The 14759-nt window shown below is 47.7% G+C and carries 18 protein-coding genes; 10 read left to right on the forward strand and 8 right to left on the reverse strand.

What is annotated here, in order from left to right; translation table 11 throughout:
- Positions 1-116 precede the first annotated feature (116 nt).
- From Q320_RS0102880 to Q320_RS0102895, 4 genes are all read left to right on the forward strand, one after another.
- Complete coding sequence (locus Q320_RS0102880) at positions 117-1016, forward strand: glutamate/aspartate ABC transporter substrate-binding protein (RefSeq protein ID WP_027467757.1); 900 nt, start codon at positions 117-119, stop codon at positions 1014-1016.
- A gap of 95 nt (positions 1017-1111) precedes the next feature.
- Positions 1112-1858, forward strand: a complete 747-nt coding sequence (locus Q320_RS0102885; RefSeq protein WP_027467758.1) for an amino acid ABC transporter permease — start codon at positions 1112-1114, stop codon at positions 1856-1858.
- The gene (locus tag Q320_RS0102890) at positions 1859-2524 is read left to right on the forward strand and encodes an amino acid ABC transporter permease (protein WP_027467759.1); all 666 of its coding nucleotides are present in this window, start codon (positions 1859-1861) and stop codon (positions 2522-2524) included.
- Positions 2521-3249: an amino acid ABC transporter ATP-binding protein gene (locus Q320_RS0102895; protein ID WP_027467760.1), complete on the forward strand. Its 729-nt coding sequence runs from the start codon at positions 2521-2523 to the stop codon at positions 3247-3249. The genes Q320_RS0102890 and Q320_RS0102895 overlap by 4 nt, the downstream gene beginning before the upstream one ends.
- A gap of 158 nt (positions 3250-3407) precedes the next feature.
- Here the strand turns inward: Q320_RS0102895 and Q320_RS0102900 are convergent, their stop codons facing one another.
- Positions 3408-3740, reverse strand: coding sequence for a DUF2325 domain-containing protein (locus Q320_RS0102900; RefSeq protein WP_027467761.1), 333 nt, complete (start codon positions 3738-3740; stop codon positions 3408-3410).
- A gap of 216 nt (positions 3741-3956) precedes the next feature.
- On the opposite strand from Q320_RS0102900, the gene Q320_RS18205 reads away from it, so the two are divergent.
- The 5 genes from Q320_RS18205 (at position 3957) to Q320_RS0102925 (ending at position 7912) form a co-directional block, all read left to right on the forward strand.
- Positions 3957-5192, forward strand: a complete 1236-nt coding sequence (locus Q320_RS18205; RefSeq protein WP_084282314.1) for a Re/Si-specific NAD(P)(+) transhydrogenase subunit alpha — start codon at positions 3957-3959, stop codon at positions 5190-5192.
- Positions 5193-5268: 76 nt separating this feature from the next.
- Complete coding sequence (locus Q320_RS0102910) at positions 5269-5583, forward strand: proton-translocating transhydrogenase family protein (protein ID WP_027467762.1); 315 nt, start codon at positions 5269-5271, stop codon at positions 5581-5583.
- Positions 5580-6950, forward strand: a complete 1371-nt coding sequence (locus Q320_RS0102915) for an NAD(P)(+) transhydrogenase (Re/Si-specific) subunit beta (RefSeq protein ID WP_373277183.1) — start codon at positions 5580-5582, stop codon at positions 6948-6950. The genes Q320_RS0102910 and Q320_RS0102915 overlap by 4 nt, the downstream gene beginning before the upstream one ends.
- A gap of 133 nt (positions 6951-7083) precedes the next feature.
- A complete protein-coding gene (locus Q320_RS0102920) occupies positions 7084-7497 on the forward strand; it encodes a DUF4124 domain-containing protein (RefSeq protein ID WP_027467764.1) in 414 nt (137 codons plus the stop codon).
- A gap of 205 nt (positions 7498-7702) precedes the next feature.
- On the forward strand, positions 7703-7912 hold the full coding sequence (locus Q320_RS0102925) for a Lar family restriction alleviation protein (protein WP_035852012.1): 210 nt from the start codon (positions 7703-7705) through the stop codon (positions 7910-7912).
- A gap of 56 nt (positions 7913-7968) precedes the next feature.
- Here the strand turns inward: Q320_RS0102925 and Q320_RS0102930 are convergent, their stop codons facing one another.
- The 7 genes from Q320_RS0102930 to Q320_RS0102960 form a co-directional block, all read right to left on the reverse strand.
- A complete protein-coding gene (locus tag Q320_RS0102930; protein ID WP_027467766.1) occupies positions 7969-8472 on the reverse strand; it encodes a DinB family protein in 504 nt (167 codons plus the stop codon).
- Entirely contained in the window at positions 8472-9446 is a 975-nt protein-coding gene (locus tag Q320_RS0102935) for an NAD(P)H-quinone oxidoreductase (RefSeq protein ID WP_027467767.1), read from the reverse strand. The genes Q320_RS0102930 and Q320_RS0102935 overlap by 1 nt, the downstream gene beginning before the upstream one ends.
- 255 nt (positions 9447-9701) lie before the next feature.
- On the reverse strand, positions 9702-10925 hold the full coding sequence (gene cytX / locus Q320_RS0102940) for a putative hydroxymethylpyrimidine transporter CytX (RefSeq protein WP_051534410.1): 1224 nt from the start codon (positions 10923-10925) through the stop codon (positions 9702-9704).
- 385 nt (positions 10926-11310) lie between these two features.
- The gene (locus Q320_RS0102945; protein WP_027467769.1) at positions 11311-11514 is read right to left on the reverse strand and encodes a hypothetical protein; all 204 of its coding nucleotides are present in this window, start codon (positions 11512-11514) and stop codon (positions 11311-11313) included.
- Positions 11507-11719, reverse strand: a complete 213-nt coding sequence (locus Q320_RS0102950; RefSeq protein WP_027467770.1) for a hypothetical protein — start codon at positions 11717-11719, stop codon at positions 11507-11509. Before Q320_RS0102950 ends, Q320_RS0102945 begins: the two co-directional genes overlap by 8 nt.
- Positions 11720-11804: 85 nt before the next feature.
- Positions 11805-12956: a cell division protein ZapE gene (zapE, locus tag Q320_RS0102955; RefSeq protein WP_027467771.1), complete on the reverse strand. Its 1152-nt coding sequence runs from the start codon at positions 12954-12956 to the stop codon at positions 11805-11807.
- A gap of 126 nt (positions 12957-13082) precedes the next feature.
- Positions 13083-13685, reverse strand: coding sequence for a peroxiredoxin (locus Q320_RS0102960; RefSeq protein ID WP_027467772.1), 603 nt, complete (start codon positions 13683-13685; stop codon positions 13083-13085).
- Between the two features lie 189 nt (positions 13686-13874).
- Here Q320_RS0102960 and Q320_RS0102965 point away from each other — a divergent pair, with 189 nt between their 5' ends.
- Positions 13875-14750 (forward strand): type 2 periplasmic-binding domain-containing protein, encoded by an 876-nt coding sequence (locus tag Q320_RS0102965; protein WP_027467773.1) that lies wholly within the window; start codon positions 13875-13877, stop codon positions 14748-14750.
- Positions 14751-14759 lie beyond the last annotated feature (9 nt).

Genomic DNA, 14759 nt, shown 5'->3' on the forward strand with positions numbered 1-14759 from the left:
TGATCCATATCACACTCTGCCAATAATCTAATTCCCCTAGGGGCTAATTCCTATATATCGCTTGGAGTATCTATACCTATACTCCAAGCCAACCCTTATATTGGAGTAGCTCTGCAATGAAAGCCCGATACCCACTTGCCCTTGCCGTTTCCTTACTTTGCGCAGCACAAGTTGGCGCAGAAGAACTCAGCGGTACTTTAAAAAAAATCAAAGAAACCCGCATGATTGTCCTTGGTCATCGTGATTCCTCAATTCCATTTTCCTATTTGGCCAACGACAGCAAACCGATTGGCTACTCGGCTGACTTAGCCAGCAAAATCGTTGACAGCATTAAGCAAGAGCTGAAAATGCCTAATTTGGAGGTGCGCTACAATTTAGTGACCTCGCAAACGCGAATCCCTCTCGTTCAAAATGGCACCGTCGATTTTGAATGCGGCTCGACGACCAATAATCTAGAGCGCCAAAAACAAGTTGCTTTCTCTCTTGGTATTTTCGAAATCGGTACGCGGCTTTTAGTCAAAAAAGGCGGCCCATATAAAGATTTCGCTGATTTAGCTGGCAAAAATGTCGTCACCACCGCCGGCACAACTTCGGAACGCATTTTGAAAAAAATGAACGAAGAGAAAAAAATGGGCATGAGTATCATTAGCGCCAAAGATCACGGCGAATCATTTTTGATGCTCGAATCTGGTCGCGCAGTTGCATTTATGATGGACGATGCGCTACTCGCCGGTGAAATGGCCAAAGCAAAAAAACCAAGTGATTGGGAAATTGTTGGCAAAGCACAATCGAATGAAATTTATGGTTGCATGATGCGCAAAGACGATCCTGCATTTAAAAAGGTTGTTGATAACGCGCTGGCCAGCACATTCAAATCCGGTGAAATTAATACCATTTATAAACGCTGGTTCTTAAGCCCAATTCCACCTAAAGGCTTAAATTTGAATTTCCCAATGTCGGATGAATTAAAAGAACTGATTGCCACGCCAACAGATAAATCTGCCGAACAAATGTAAGTCGTATACGCATAGCGCCAGATAGCAATTTAAATCGCAAGGTTTATTGAATGGAAATAAAGCAAATCTGGCGCTACGCTTTGGGAGGATGAACAATGAATTATCACTGGGATTGGGGCGTATTTTTTAAGCCCACCGGCATCGGTACTGAAATTTATTTAAATTGGTTTATCACCGGCTTAGGCTGGACGATTGCATTAGCACTATGTAGCTGGATAATCGCACTCAGCTTAGGCACGGTGATCGGCGTAGCGCGTACTTTACCTGGGTCATTTTTACCGCGCATCGCTGCCGCTTATGTGACACTATTTCGCAATGTGCCGCTCTTGGTGCAATTATTTATCTGGTACTTTATGGTGCCCGATTTTTTACCCGAAAATCTACAAATCTGGTTTAAACAAGACCTTAATCCTGCCACCAGTGCCTTTATTAGCACTATTATTTGCTTAGGGCTCTTTACCGCCGCTCGCGTTGCCGAACAAGTTCGCACCGGCATTCAAGCGCTATCCAAAGGCCAAAGCAATGCCGCTCTAGCGCTCGGCCTGCGCTTGCCGCAACTTTATAAAGACGTTTTATTACCGCAAGCATTTCGAATTATTATTCCACCAATGACTAGCGAATTTTTAAATGTATTTAAAAACTCATCAGTCGCCTCATTGATTGGTTTGATGGAATTACTGGCGCAAACTAAGCAAACAGCAGAATTCACTGCGAATTTATTTGAAGCGTTTACACTCGCTACTTTAATTTACTTCACGCTCAATATGAGCTTAATGCTATTGATGCGTTGGGTTGAAAAGCGCGTTCAAGTGCCAGGCTTAATCGCATTGGGAGGCAAATAAATGGACTTCTCAAATATTCTGCCAGCACTGCCTAGCATGATGGAAGGCTTATGGGTCACGATCAAACTCACCATTATGGCCGTTATCGGTGGTGTTGCGATTGGTACTTTATTAGCTTTGGCTCGGCTTTCTAAAAGTAAAATCCTGTCTAATTTAGCAGGTTTTTATGTTAATTATTTCCGCTCGATTCCGCTACTTTTGGTCATCACTTGGTTTTATTTCATGGTGCCCTTTATTATTGGTTGGGTCACCGGAACGAATCGCCCAGTTGGTGCGCTAACATCCTGTTTAGTTGCATTTATGTTATTTGAAGCCGCGTATTTCTGCGAAATTGTTCGTGCGGGGATTCAATCCATCGGCAAAGGGCAGATTAATGCCGCTTATGCTTTGGGGATGAATTATCGCCAAGCAATGCAATTGATTGTATTGCCACAAGCCTTTCGTAAAATGATGCCTTTATTGCTACAGCAATCGATTATTTTATTTCAAGACACATCTTTAGTTTACGCCGTTGGCATTATGGATTTTTTAAATACCGCGCGCTCACGCGGCGATATTATTGGTCAGCCGCATGAATTTTTACTCTTTGCTGGATTGATTTATTTCTTAATTAGCGTAAGCGCATCTAGCTTGGTAACGCAGTTAAACAAGAGGTTTAGCGTATGATTTCAATTAAAAACGTCAGCAAATGGTATGGCGAATTTCAAGTTTTAACCGATTGCAGTGCTGATATTAAAAAAGGCGAAGTCGTCGTCGTTTGCGGGCCATCGGGTTCAGGCAAATCAACGCTGATTAAATGCGTGAATGCGCTGGAGCCTTTTCAAAAAGGCGAAATTATTTTTAATGGCACGTCTGTTGGCCTAGCTGGCACAGATTTGCCGCTGTTGCGATCCAAAATCGGCATGGTATTTCAAAATTTTGAATTGTTTCCGCATTTATCCATTAGCGAAAACCTGATGCTGGCGCAGCAACGCGTGCTGGGTCGTAGCGAGGATGAAGCGCGTAAAAAAGGCTTACTCCTGCTTGATCGAGTCGGCCTAAGTGCGCAGGCGGCCAAGTTCCCTGGGCAACTCTCTGGCGGTCAGCAGCAACGCGTGGCGATTGCGCGGGCGCTAGCGATGGATCCGATTGCAATGCTATTTGATGAGCCGACCAGCGCACTTGATCCAGAAATGGTCAATGAAGTGCTCGACGTGATGACCGAGCTAGCTAAGGAAGGCATGACGATGATGTGCGTGACGCACGAAATGGGCTTTGCGCGGCGCGTTGCCAATCGGGTGATTTTTATGGATTGCGGGAGGATTGAAGAAGATTGCAGCAAAGAAGACTTTTTTGGCACGCCACGTGGCGAGCGTGCGCAGCATTTCCTATCCAAAATTTTGCAGCACTAATTAGCGCTTCAGACTGACAATCCCACCAGTAAATATAAAGGTATATGTCTGTACGTTATAAATTTTAACGCTTACAGACATATACCTTTAGTACAGTAATGATCAATGAAATTGAGTTCTTCCACTCTAGCAAAGCAAATCATCTTTGCTGCCATACCCTAACGGCACTTTTTAGTTTTAACGTTTGGGCATTGCGTGCAATCACGAACCTCACCGATTTTTTCTAACGATTGGCTCAATGCACAGACAGAGCGGCGGCACGCGACAAAGCGAACATTTTCTTCATTCGCCAATTCGCGATATGCCTTCATCACGTTGTGACTCAAAAAATCCGTAAACAAAATCAATAAATCAGCACCATTCAAGCTCGGTGGTTTGCGTTGATGCGCCACATTGCGACCACTCACATGTTTTTGCACCGCAATGCCGTGCTCAGCCAATAGTTGCGGGATATTGCCCAAAGCATCAGCGCCAACCAAATATGCGTTCATGACATTCCATCCGTAAGCTCTCGTTAAGATGAGAATGATTATCATGCAAATGCGAATTATTATCAATACCATTTGATTAAATATTCATGACGACAAGCAATATATGGAAATCTGCTTCGCTCAGGGTTTTTACCTAGATTGTTCTGCATCAAACCGTCATGCAAAGACTTAGGGCTAAATACCAACATCATTCACCTCGCAGAGGTTCAGCCCCAGATGTTGATCGTGATCCCAAAAGAAAATCGTAGTGGCGAAACGCGGGTTGCTGCATCACCCGAAACGGTCAAAAAACTCATCAAACAGGGCAATCAAGTTCGCGTTCAATCTGGCGCAGGCCGATCTGCGAATTGGTGTGATACAGATTATTTAGATGCTGGCGCCAGCATCTCTACAGATACGGTCATGCTGTATAGCGATGCCGCGCTTATTCTTAAAGTTCAAGCGCCAGATACCCATGAAATAAAACAATATCCACGACATACTGCGCTGGTTTGTCAATTTGATATTTATCGTTACCCACACCTCGCTTTGCTGGCCGAAAAGCAAATCGATGCCTATGCGCTAGAACTGATCCCCCGCATCACGCGTGGGCAAAGCATGGATATTTTGTCCAGCCAAGCCAATATCGCTGGCTACCGCGCAGTGCTATTAGCAACGCATTATTTCCCACGCTTTATGCCGATGTTGATGACGGCTGCTGGTTCAGTCAAACCCGCGCGCGTATTGATTTTGGGCGCTGGCGTGGCGGGATTACAAGCGATTGCGACGGCGAAACGCCTTGGCGCGATGGTCGAAGTCTTTGACGTTCGCCCTGCGACGCGCGAACAAGTTGAATCGCTCGGTGCAAAATTTATCGAAGTTGAATTATCAAGTGAAGAAAAAGCGGCATTTGCCCACACTGGCGGCTATGCCACCGAAATGTCGGACGATTATAAAAAGCGCCAAAGCGCATTAATCGCGCAGCAAGCAGCGCTCGCCGACATCATCATCAGCACTGCATTGATTCCCGGCAAAGCGGCTCCCGTATTAATTACGTCAGAAACCGTTGCGGCCATGAAACCGGGCAGCGTCATCATTGATATGGCCGTCAGGATGGGCTTGAATGGGGGCGGTAATTGCCAGCTTTCCAAAGCCGATGAGGTCGTTATCAGCGCCAACGGCGTAACGATTGTCGGGCAGAGCAATTTACCCGCGCTACTCGCCACCGATGCGTCGAGCATGTTCGCCCGCAATGTGCTGACGTTTTTAGGATTGCTGATCGACAAAAACGCCCACTACGCCCCACAGCACGACGATGAAATTATTCAAGCCACCTTGGTGACGCATGCCGGCAGTATTTATTTTGGCAATGCCACTGCGCCCAATACCGCAGCTCCAAATATCGCAGTGGAAATTGCCGCTGCCGATCCGATCTGCGCGGCGATTACCGCTGTCGATTCGATCACAGCTTAAGGAAATCACGATGTCTACATTGGCTCTTGTCGCTTCTGCCACCACCCAAGCAAGCACCCTCGCCCATGCCGCCACGATGAGCGATCCTTTTATCGCTAGCTTAACGATTTTTGTGTTGGCGATTTTCGTCGGCTACCACGTCGTTTGGAATGTCACCCCCGCATTGCACACGCCCTTGATGGCGGTCACCAATGCCATTTCCGGCATTATTGTTGTCGGCGCCATGCTGCAAGTGGTGGACATTAACGCGCAACAAATCACACTGACCAGCGCGCTCGGCGCAGTGGCGGTATTTCTGGCCAGCATTAATATTTTCGGTGGATTTTTAGTCACGCAGCGCATGCTCGACATGTTCAAATCCAAACCTTCACGCAACAAGGCGGCGAAATAATGGCGAACTTAACAGCCCTCCTCTACCTCATTGCAGCAGTCCTGTTTATCTTGTCGCTGCGCGGGCTCTCGTCGCCACATACTGCTTTACGCGGTAATTTTTACGGCATGATCGGCATGAGCATCGCAGTCGCCACTACGTTCTTTGTTGCCAATAGCCCTGTCATCTGGCTGATTGTCGCCGCGATGGGGGCTGGTGCGCTGGTCGGCGCGTACAAAGCCCGCACCGTGGCGATGACGGCGATGCCTGAACTCGTCGCTGCGATGCATTCCTTGGTTGGTTTGTCAGCGGTTTTAATCGCCGTAGCAGCCGTGTTTCATACGGGGATGAGGCACACTGGCGCGCAGCAGATTGAGCTATTTTTAGGCGCGTTCATCGGCGCGATTACTTTTTCGGCCTCAGTGATTGCCTATGGCAAACTATCGGGCAAATTTGGCGCACGGGCGATCAACTTTAAAGGCCAGCATTTAATCAATTTATTACTGGCTTTAAGCATGCTGGGGCTTGGCATCGTTTTTTATATCACGGGAAGCCAAGCGGCATTCCTCGCGATGGTGGCGATTGCATTGGCACTGGGGGTGCTGTTGATTATCCCCATTGGCGGAGCGGATATGCCCGTCGTCGTGTCAATGTTGAATTCGTACTCAGGTTGGGCGGCGGCGGGGATTGGTTTTACGCTGGATAATCCAGTGCTAATTATCGCTGGCGCTTGTGTTGGCGCGTCGGGGGCGATTTTGTCCTACATCATGTGCAAAGCGATGAATCGCTCGATCGTATCGGTGCTGCTCGGCGGCTTCGGCGCTGAAGTGGCTGCCGCTGGCCCTGCGGGTAGCTCGCAAAAAAACTATCGCTCCGGTTCAGCCGATGACGCGGCATTCTTAATGGAAAACGCTGAACGCGTGATTATTATCCCCGGCTACGGCTTGGCCGTGTCGCGCGCACAACATGCGCTGCAAGAACTCACTGATTTACTCACCGAGCGCGGCGTCGATGTGCGTTATGCAATTCACCCCGTTGCAGGGCGTATGCCCGGCCATATGAATGTGCTATTGGCCGAGGCCGAAGTACCCTATGAGCGCGTTATCGAAATGGACGAAATTAATAGCGATTTTGCCAGCACAGATGTTGTGCTCGTGATCGGCGCGAATGATGTGGTCAATCCTGCGGCGAAAAACGATCCAAGCAGCAGCATTTACGGCATGCCGATTTTGGATGCCTACAAAGCGCGCACCGTGATGGTGGTGAAACGCTCGATGAGCGCGGGTTACGCTGGCCTAGATAACGAGCTGTTTTATATGGATAAAACGATGATGGTGTTTGGCGACGCGAAGAAAGTCGTCGAAGGCATGTTGCAAGCGGTGCATTAAAAGCCGCAGCGCCTCAGCCCCAAGGGAATAAATATGTACTGACGTGTAATGATCACAAGCTCGGCATAAAAATTGTCTAGCTAGAAACAATCATGCAACATCCGAGTCAGTTTTCACCACAATGAGACTTGTGATGCGTTGGCTTACAATTTTATTCTCTACCTATCTGATGTTAATACCTCATGTGCAGGCCGCCATTTACAAATGTACCAACGCGCAAGGCCAAGTTAGCTTTCAAGAGCAAGTTTGCCCACAAAACACGACCACGAAAGAAGTACAAAGCAAAGGCAGCCGTCAACTCTCCATAGAAGAAGATGCTTGGGTTAAAGAACGCAGCAATTTGGTAAACGGTATATGCAACAATATGTTAGAACAAAAATATGGTCAGCATGATTTACTCCGGCAAGCCTGCGCATGCACGACTAAGCGCTATTTTTCCAATCCAATTTCGACATTAAGAACATTAGAAGCGACTAAAAATGTTCAAGCCAACAAAGAGCTGATCCGCAAAGCTGCCGATACTTGCGGCAAAGAACTTTTAGGCTAACTAAGCAAACTTTAAACACCCTTGGCTAGTGATTAAAGAAGAAGGCAAACGCTCAGTTACAGACCCAACTGCACGGCTCGCCACAGCAGCTTTAAACATTAGGGCGCTCAGCTTGAGCGCCCTTTTATCATTTGATTCTGCAATTACTACAAGTCAAAAAATAAGGAACAAGGTAAGCTTACGTTTTAGCGTAGAAAACCCCACCATGATCACCACATCCAGCACCGACCAAACTGGCCGCACCACGCCAAAACCTTGTCCAAAATGCGGCGCGATTGCCGAAGAACACAAAGCAGGCTCGAATCGCTTTTGGGTGCAATGCAGTAAGCTCGGCAAAAATGGCAATTGCAGCGGCATCGGCCAGCAAGGCAGCAATAAAAAAGAAGCGATTGCAAATTGGAATTCACTGCGTTAAATACAAAGGTATTTAAGTCTAAGCCTTTTTAAATAAAGGCTATAGAGCAATACTCATCAATCATTTAGCATCGGCAATAGCGGTACATCGGTCACCCCCACATCGATACCGTATTGCTTGAGCAAAGTACCCACTTGGCCTCGGTGGTGTGTTTGGTGATTAAACATCTGCTGCACCTGCACCCAGCGCGGGATCGTTTGTGTGAATCCATAGATTTTACTCGTCCACGTCACTGGCTCGCTCAGCCAAGCCTCAGTGGCGCCATCCGCCCAAGCGATCAGCCGCGCATCCAGCGCAATCCGTGCTGCGTGCAGCTCAGCAAAATCAGCGTACACATCCTCCCCCGCTGGCGTTGTTACCAAAGTCTCACCAATAAAGCGCGAAAACCACATCAAATCGCCCCATAAAATATGATTCAGCGTGCTGTGGATAGATTTGAAATACGCGCCGCAATCGGCTTTACGCTGCTCGTCACTCAATTGCAGCGCTGCGGCGTAGATTTGCTCGTTTTGCCACTGATTGTAGGCCGCCATTAGCTGCGGTAGATTGCCTTGAAACATTAGCTTTCCTTCGTCTCGTCCAACACCAGTACCACCTTACCTAAATTGCGATTTGCAGCAAGGTATTGATGCGCGGATTCGGCTTCTTGGATGGGGAATGTTCGGTCTAAGGTAATTTTGAATTCACCACTCGCGATACGCGGCAGAATTTCGTTTCGCAATGCCTTAGTCAATTGCGCTTTTATCGCCAAGGACTGACTACGCAGCGCCGAGCCTTGAATACGCTGGCGTTTCACCAGCATCAGTCCCAAATTAAGTTGCGCTTCAATGCCGCGCAGCAGGCCAATCACAATAATCAGACCATCAGCATTCAAGCAGCGCTGATTGCCCGCCAAATAATCGCCACCGACGGTATCCAAAATCAAATCCACGCCACCAGCAGTTTTGATCTCGGTCGCAAAATCTTGCGCGCGATAATCGATGACCAAATCAGCGCCCAGCTCACGGCAAAAGGCTTGTTTTTCCGATGTGCTGGTCGTTACCGCGACCCATGCGCCAACCGATTTGGCCAATTGAATCGCCGCCGCGCCCACGCCACTGGCGCCAGCATGAATCAATACCCGCTGTCCTGCTTTGAGTTGGCCGATGTCGATCAAATTCAGCCATGCCGTCAGCCATACCTCAGGCAAACTCGCCGCTTCAGAACTCGATAATGTATTGGGCTGTAGGCAACATAATGATTGCTCTACAAGGCAATACTCTGCATACGCACCACCAGCGACCAAAGCCAGCACCGCATCACCGACTTGCCAATCGATAACATTCTCGCCCAGCGCCACAATGATGCCAGCGACTTCTAAACCCAGAATCTCCGACTCCCCCTTAGGCGGCGGATATTTTCCCTGCGCCTGCATTAAATCGGCTCGATTTACGCCAGCTGCGGCGACTTTGATCAAGAGCTGGCCTGCGGCGGGTTGTGGAATGGGGTGCTCGATGAGTGCGAGTTGATGATTAACCGAAGAAATAGCGAGCATGGTGGCCTTGATTTAAGCGGTGTAAAGACAATTTTTCTAGCTGCAACTAAAACGATGAAGCTAGACTAATATACAAATGAAACTTGGAATAGAACTAGGGTATTGCTACCCAAGCCTTTAAAATTATTGCCTATATTCGAATACATCAATAAAAATGGCGGATTAGCCAAAGGCATAAGCCGCCAATCATCGCATCGTTATAAGCCATATATGTAAGGCGGTTTGATACCAAGCTGCCTTACATAAACTAAAACCTTACGCCGCCTTAGCCTCAAGCGCAGGTCTAAATTTTCGCATCAACAGACCAGCGATCAGCGTACACGCGGCGACGATGACCATGATGGGCAAGGTATTACCCAGCACAAAATCCCACGTCATCGAGTAACGATACAGCGCAAAACCGCCAAGCCACAGCGCCAAATTAAGCCAGTTCACCATTTGGCTGGATGAATCTTGCTTCAGCAAGAAAAAGTCCACGCAGATAATCGCAATCATTGGCGCAAAGACCGAGCCGATTAAAAACAAAAAATCCATAAAATTATTTACCGGCGCAAAGATCGCCAAGGCAGTTCCAAGCGCAACGGCAACGAGGCCAGCGCTGCGCGGATTGAGCTTAGGGTAAATGCTAGAGGCTGAAATACCTGCTGAGGCCGCGTCCAAAAACGTCGTTGTAACGGTAGAAAAAACCACCACCAAAATCGCTGCAACGCCCAATCCTGCTGCCGCCATAATCGCCGCCACGTCACCAGAGCCAGCGTATAGCGTGGCACCTAGGCCTATCATAAACATCCAGCAACTACCGACAAAATAAGCCAGCGTCGCCCCCGTCGTTCCCCAACCCGCGCGTTTAGCTGAACGTGTGTAATCGCTCACCAACGGCAGCCACGACAGCGGCATTGCGACAGAAAGTTCAACGGCAGCGCCAAAGGTCAGCGTTTGCGCGGCACTGGCTGGCAGATTGACAGCCTCTGCCGAGAACACGATAAAGCTCAGTAAAATGGTCAATAAAAACAGCAAAATCGCCGTCACCGATTGCAGCTTGGACATGTTTTTCAGCTCAAGCACAATCCATAGCGCGATCAATCCGCCAATCACCAGCGACCACGCAGCAGTTCCCAATTGCGGCACCAAAAAGCGTGCCGCTGCCGCGCCCGAAGCGACCATAATCGCAGTCCAACCGACCAGTTGCACCACATTAGCGAGCGAAAAAATCATCGTTCCGCGCTGACCAAATGACTGTTTCACCGTCTCCATCGCTGGCTTGCCCGTTTTCGCGCCAATATATCCAGCCAACCAAAACAACACACCACCAATAATATGGCCGATCAGAATCACCAACGCGCCTTGTTGAAAGCCAAGCGGGGCAATAAAAGTACCTGTCAGAATTTCGGCCAGCGACACTGACGCGCCAAACCACAGTAGCGCCAGCGCGGAGGTTGAAAGGGTTGTTGATTGAGGTGTTGCTGAAGTGCTGTTCATACTGTTTCCTATAGCAAGGTATTGCTCTGTAGGTCTTTAAATTAAAGGGCTACAATAAAATACATCAAATGTAGGGTGTGAAAATCCCGCAGGGATTTGCGCACCGAAAGACGATCCAAATCAGCATCGATGTAGCCCAAAGATCAGCCTGTAATATTGCGGTTTAAGTATTGGAAAATCAAATGTGTTTAGAAAACATCAAGGCATTGCCATGCAATGCCTTAAATATAAATAGCTACAGAGGTATACATCCAACAAAAAAAATCAACCTCAAGTATAAATAAGCATTAACGTATTGCACCGCACAACTAAAACCAGTGTAATGCGCTTCGCTTATTAACACCCTACGTGATTAATTTTTATGAGTTACAGAGCTACATACGAATTAAATATCTAATTCTTTATTAAGTTTTTCATGTAATTCAATAATTTCTTTTTTTAATGAATTTACTAAAACCTTTGAAAGAACTGCACTCGATGTCGATTTATACTTTCCTTTGCTCCAGGCATCAGCCTCACGTTGCACGTTATAAAGCTGGGCTTCTTTTTTTTCAAGCATGAGTTGAATTTCTTCAGTAACTTTACTCATCAAACCTCCGAATAAGCTGACTCCGTTCTGCATCATTAACCAATTCGATTAATAATAAATTTGCTAAAAATTCATTATTTGATGACAGCGAAGCTGATTTTGAACCAAGCGTCACAGATCGAACCGTTAAAAAATCAGCAGAGACTGTAGCGCTAGCTACATAAGTTACGCCATTTCTTTCTGTGCTAGTTTCAAAGCTATACATAATTTTTCACAATCCAATAACAAATTATATCAATGTCAAAAAGTGCAATGCTCACAGTATTAGTACTCCACTATCGCAAGTAACTTTAAGTCTCCACCACCCCAGCCGTCTGTTGCGCCAAAGTTTGGTGCGCGAGTGCAAGGTATTCTTTCGATTGCATTTCAGTCAGGCGGCTGGCGGTGCGGAAGAATTCACTAGCTTGCAAACCAGAAACGTAGACTTCTTCAACCGGCACATCGGCGGCGATAATTAGCTTCACGCGGTTATCGTAAAACACGTCGACCAGCCACGTAAACCGGCGCGCTAGATTACTTTGCTCAGCGTTGAGCTTGGGCAAACCCGATAGAAATACCGTGTGATATTCCTGTGACAGCGCCAAATAATCGGCTTGGCCGCGACCATCGCCGCACAAGACTGAAAAATCAAACCAGATCGCCCCGCCCGCACAACGCCGTGCTTTGAGCTTGCGGCCTTCGATTGTAATTTGCGTCGACTCATCATGCGCCGTCGCCATTTTGGCAAATAGCTCGGCCAGTTCTTGTTCGTTCTCAGCATTATTCGGGAACAAGTAGGTACGCGCGGCGGTGAGTGTGCGCAGACGGAAATCTTGCCCGCCATCGACATTCAGCACGTCCAGCTTGGCTTTGAGCAATTCAATAGTCGGCAGAAAGTTGGCACGTTGCAGGCCATTCGGGTACAGGCCATCGGGCGGATAGTTGGATGTCGTCACCAGCACGACACCACGCGCAAAGAGCTGCTCCATCAAACGCCCCAAAATCATCGCATCGGCAATGTCGGACACATGAAATTCATCAAAACACAGCACGCGCACCGCTTTCGCCCATTGATCGGCGACTTTACCGAGCGGATCGTTTTGCCCTTGCTGCGCGCGCAGGTCTTTATGAATTTGCTGCATAAAGTGGTGAAAATGCAGGCGTTTTTTGCGTTTGAATGGCAGTCCCGCGTAAAACGCATCCATCAAAAAGCTTTTGCCACGCCCTACGCCACCCCAAAAATACAGGCCGCGTGGTAGATCTGGCATCGGCAGCAGGGATTTGCCAAATAGGCGATTGCGCTTTTGTTTGAACACCACCAATTGTTGCCACAAGTCTTCTAGCTTGGCGATCGCTGCGGCTTGGGATTCGTCGCGAATAAAACCATCTTGGCTCGCCAAGGATTGATACCAAGCTTGCGGACTAGTGCCTGCTTGCGGCGGGGCAATGACGTGTTGTGACATGGATTCTCTGCGGATGTTTTGAGCCATAGGATGGCGGCAATTATAAAGGCATTCAGTAGAAAAAAATGGCATAAAAAAACCCTGCGATCAACGCAGGGTTTGGCTTTAGCAGCGAAGCATCATGAATTACAGCGCTTCAGCGTGCTCAGCAAGGTAATCAGCCACGCCAGACGCATCGGCTTTCATGCCTTTTTTGCCTTTGTTCCAACCGGCTGGGCAAACTTCACCGTGCTCTTCAGTGAATTGCAAAGCATCAACGACGCGCAACATTTCGTCGATATCACGACCCAATGGCAAGTTATTGATGACTTGATGTTGTACCACGCCTTCTTTGTCGATCAAGAATGAGCCGCGCAATGCAACGCTGTCTTCCAATTGAACGTCATAAGCTTTAACGATTTCGTGTTTCAAGTCCGCAACAAGTGTGTAACCCACTTGGCCGATACCGCCTTTTTCCACTGGCGTATTGCGCCATGCAGCGTGCGTGAATTGGCTATCAATCGATACGCCGATCACTTCAACATTGCGGGCTTTGAATTCTTCCAGACGATTATCAAAAGCAATCAATTCTGATGGGCAAACAAAAGTGAAATCGAGTGGGTAAAAGAAAAGTACCGCGTATTTACCCGCAGTAGCGGCTTTCAAATTGTAGTTATCAACGATCTCGCCAGTGCCAAGAACGGCGGCTGCAGTAAAATCAGGGGCTTGTTTCGCAACGAGTACAGACATGTTTGCTCCAATAGTGTGGACTTAAAAGGTGAGGCTACCTTAAACATCGGGGCGAAGTGTGTCAAATCAAGAGAATTCATTCACCTCATAGTGAATGCCTATTTAACACGCTCAGCAAGTGACGCTTGCCATTTTTCTTACAGCTTGCCATGATAAGCAAATCTGACTACAAAGCGATGAAGGCTGGACATGCTTAAAATAAAACTCGCTGCCCTCGCAATCTCATTGGCGACGCTCAGCATGGCGGGGTTTGCCGAAGAGAAAACCATTACGATTCTGACGCAGCAAGATGTTTACAATGATTATCAAAAATTCATTGATGGCCGCGACCCGCTCACGCTAACGCAATACAGCGGGCCAGGTTCACGCCGTGATGTGGTCGAGCTGGTTCTGGTGCAGCAAGCCTTAAAAGCCGGTGGCAATAATTATCCAATCAAAATCGTAAAAGTAGATAACACCAGCGATTCCTACAGCCGCTTTATCAAAGAAATCACCTCAGGTTCAGCTACGGTCGGCGGCAATAGCGCTTGGCTGATTGACCTCAAGCAGATCAACGACAAAGTGTATATCAGCGAACCAACGATACGCCAAGGCGAGTTCGAAGCTGGTCTTTACACTACGGCGAGCAATGTCGATGCACGACTCTCCAAAACTTTGCCGCAAATTCAAAAGCTCACCGCCGTCGTAGCGGAAAGCTGGAAACCGGATGTGGCAACGCTAGAAAGTTTGAAATTTGCCAATATCCTCAAAACCCAGAGCTGGGATTCTATGGTGGGTATGCTGGCAAAAAAACGCGCCGATGTGCTGCTGGCGCCTTTTCAGCCGACGCCTGACTTATCGATGGATGTGAACGGGCACAAATTAGTACCCATTTTGAATGTCAAAGTCGGCCTACAAGGTAGCCGTCATTTCTTTGTGAGCAAAGCATCGCCAATTGGCAATGATGTGTCTAAATCATTAAATTCAGGTTTAGCCAAACTACGCGAACAAGGCTTAATTGAAAAAGCGTATCGGGACTCTGGTTTCTTCAATAATGCAACGCGAAACTGGAATCGATTGAATTAAATCGTTAGA

This window comes from Deefgea rivuli DSM 18356 (assembly GCF_000620145.1).
GTDB classification, from domain to species: Bacteria; Pseudomonadota; Gammaproteobacteria; order Burkholderiales; family Chitinibacteraceae; genus Deefgea; species Deefgea rivuli.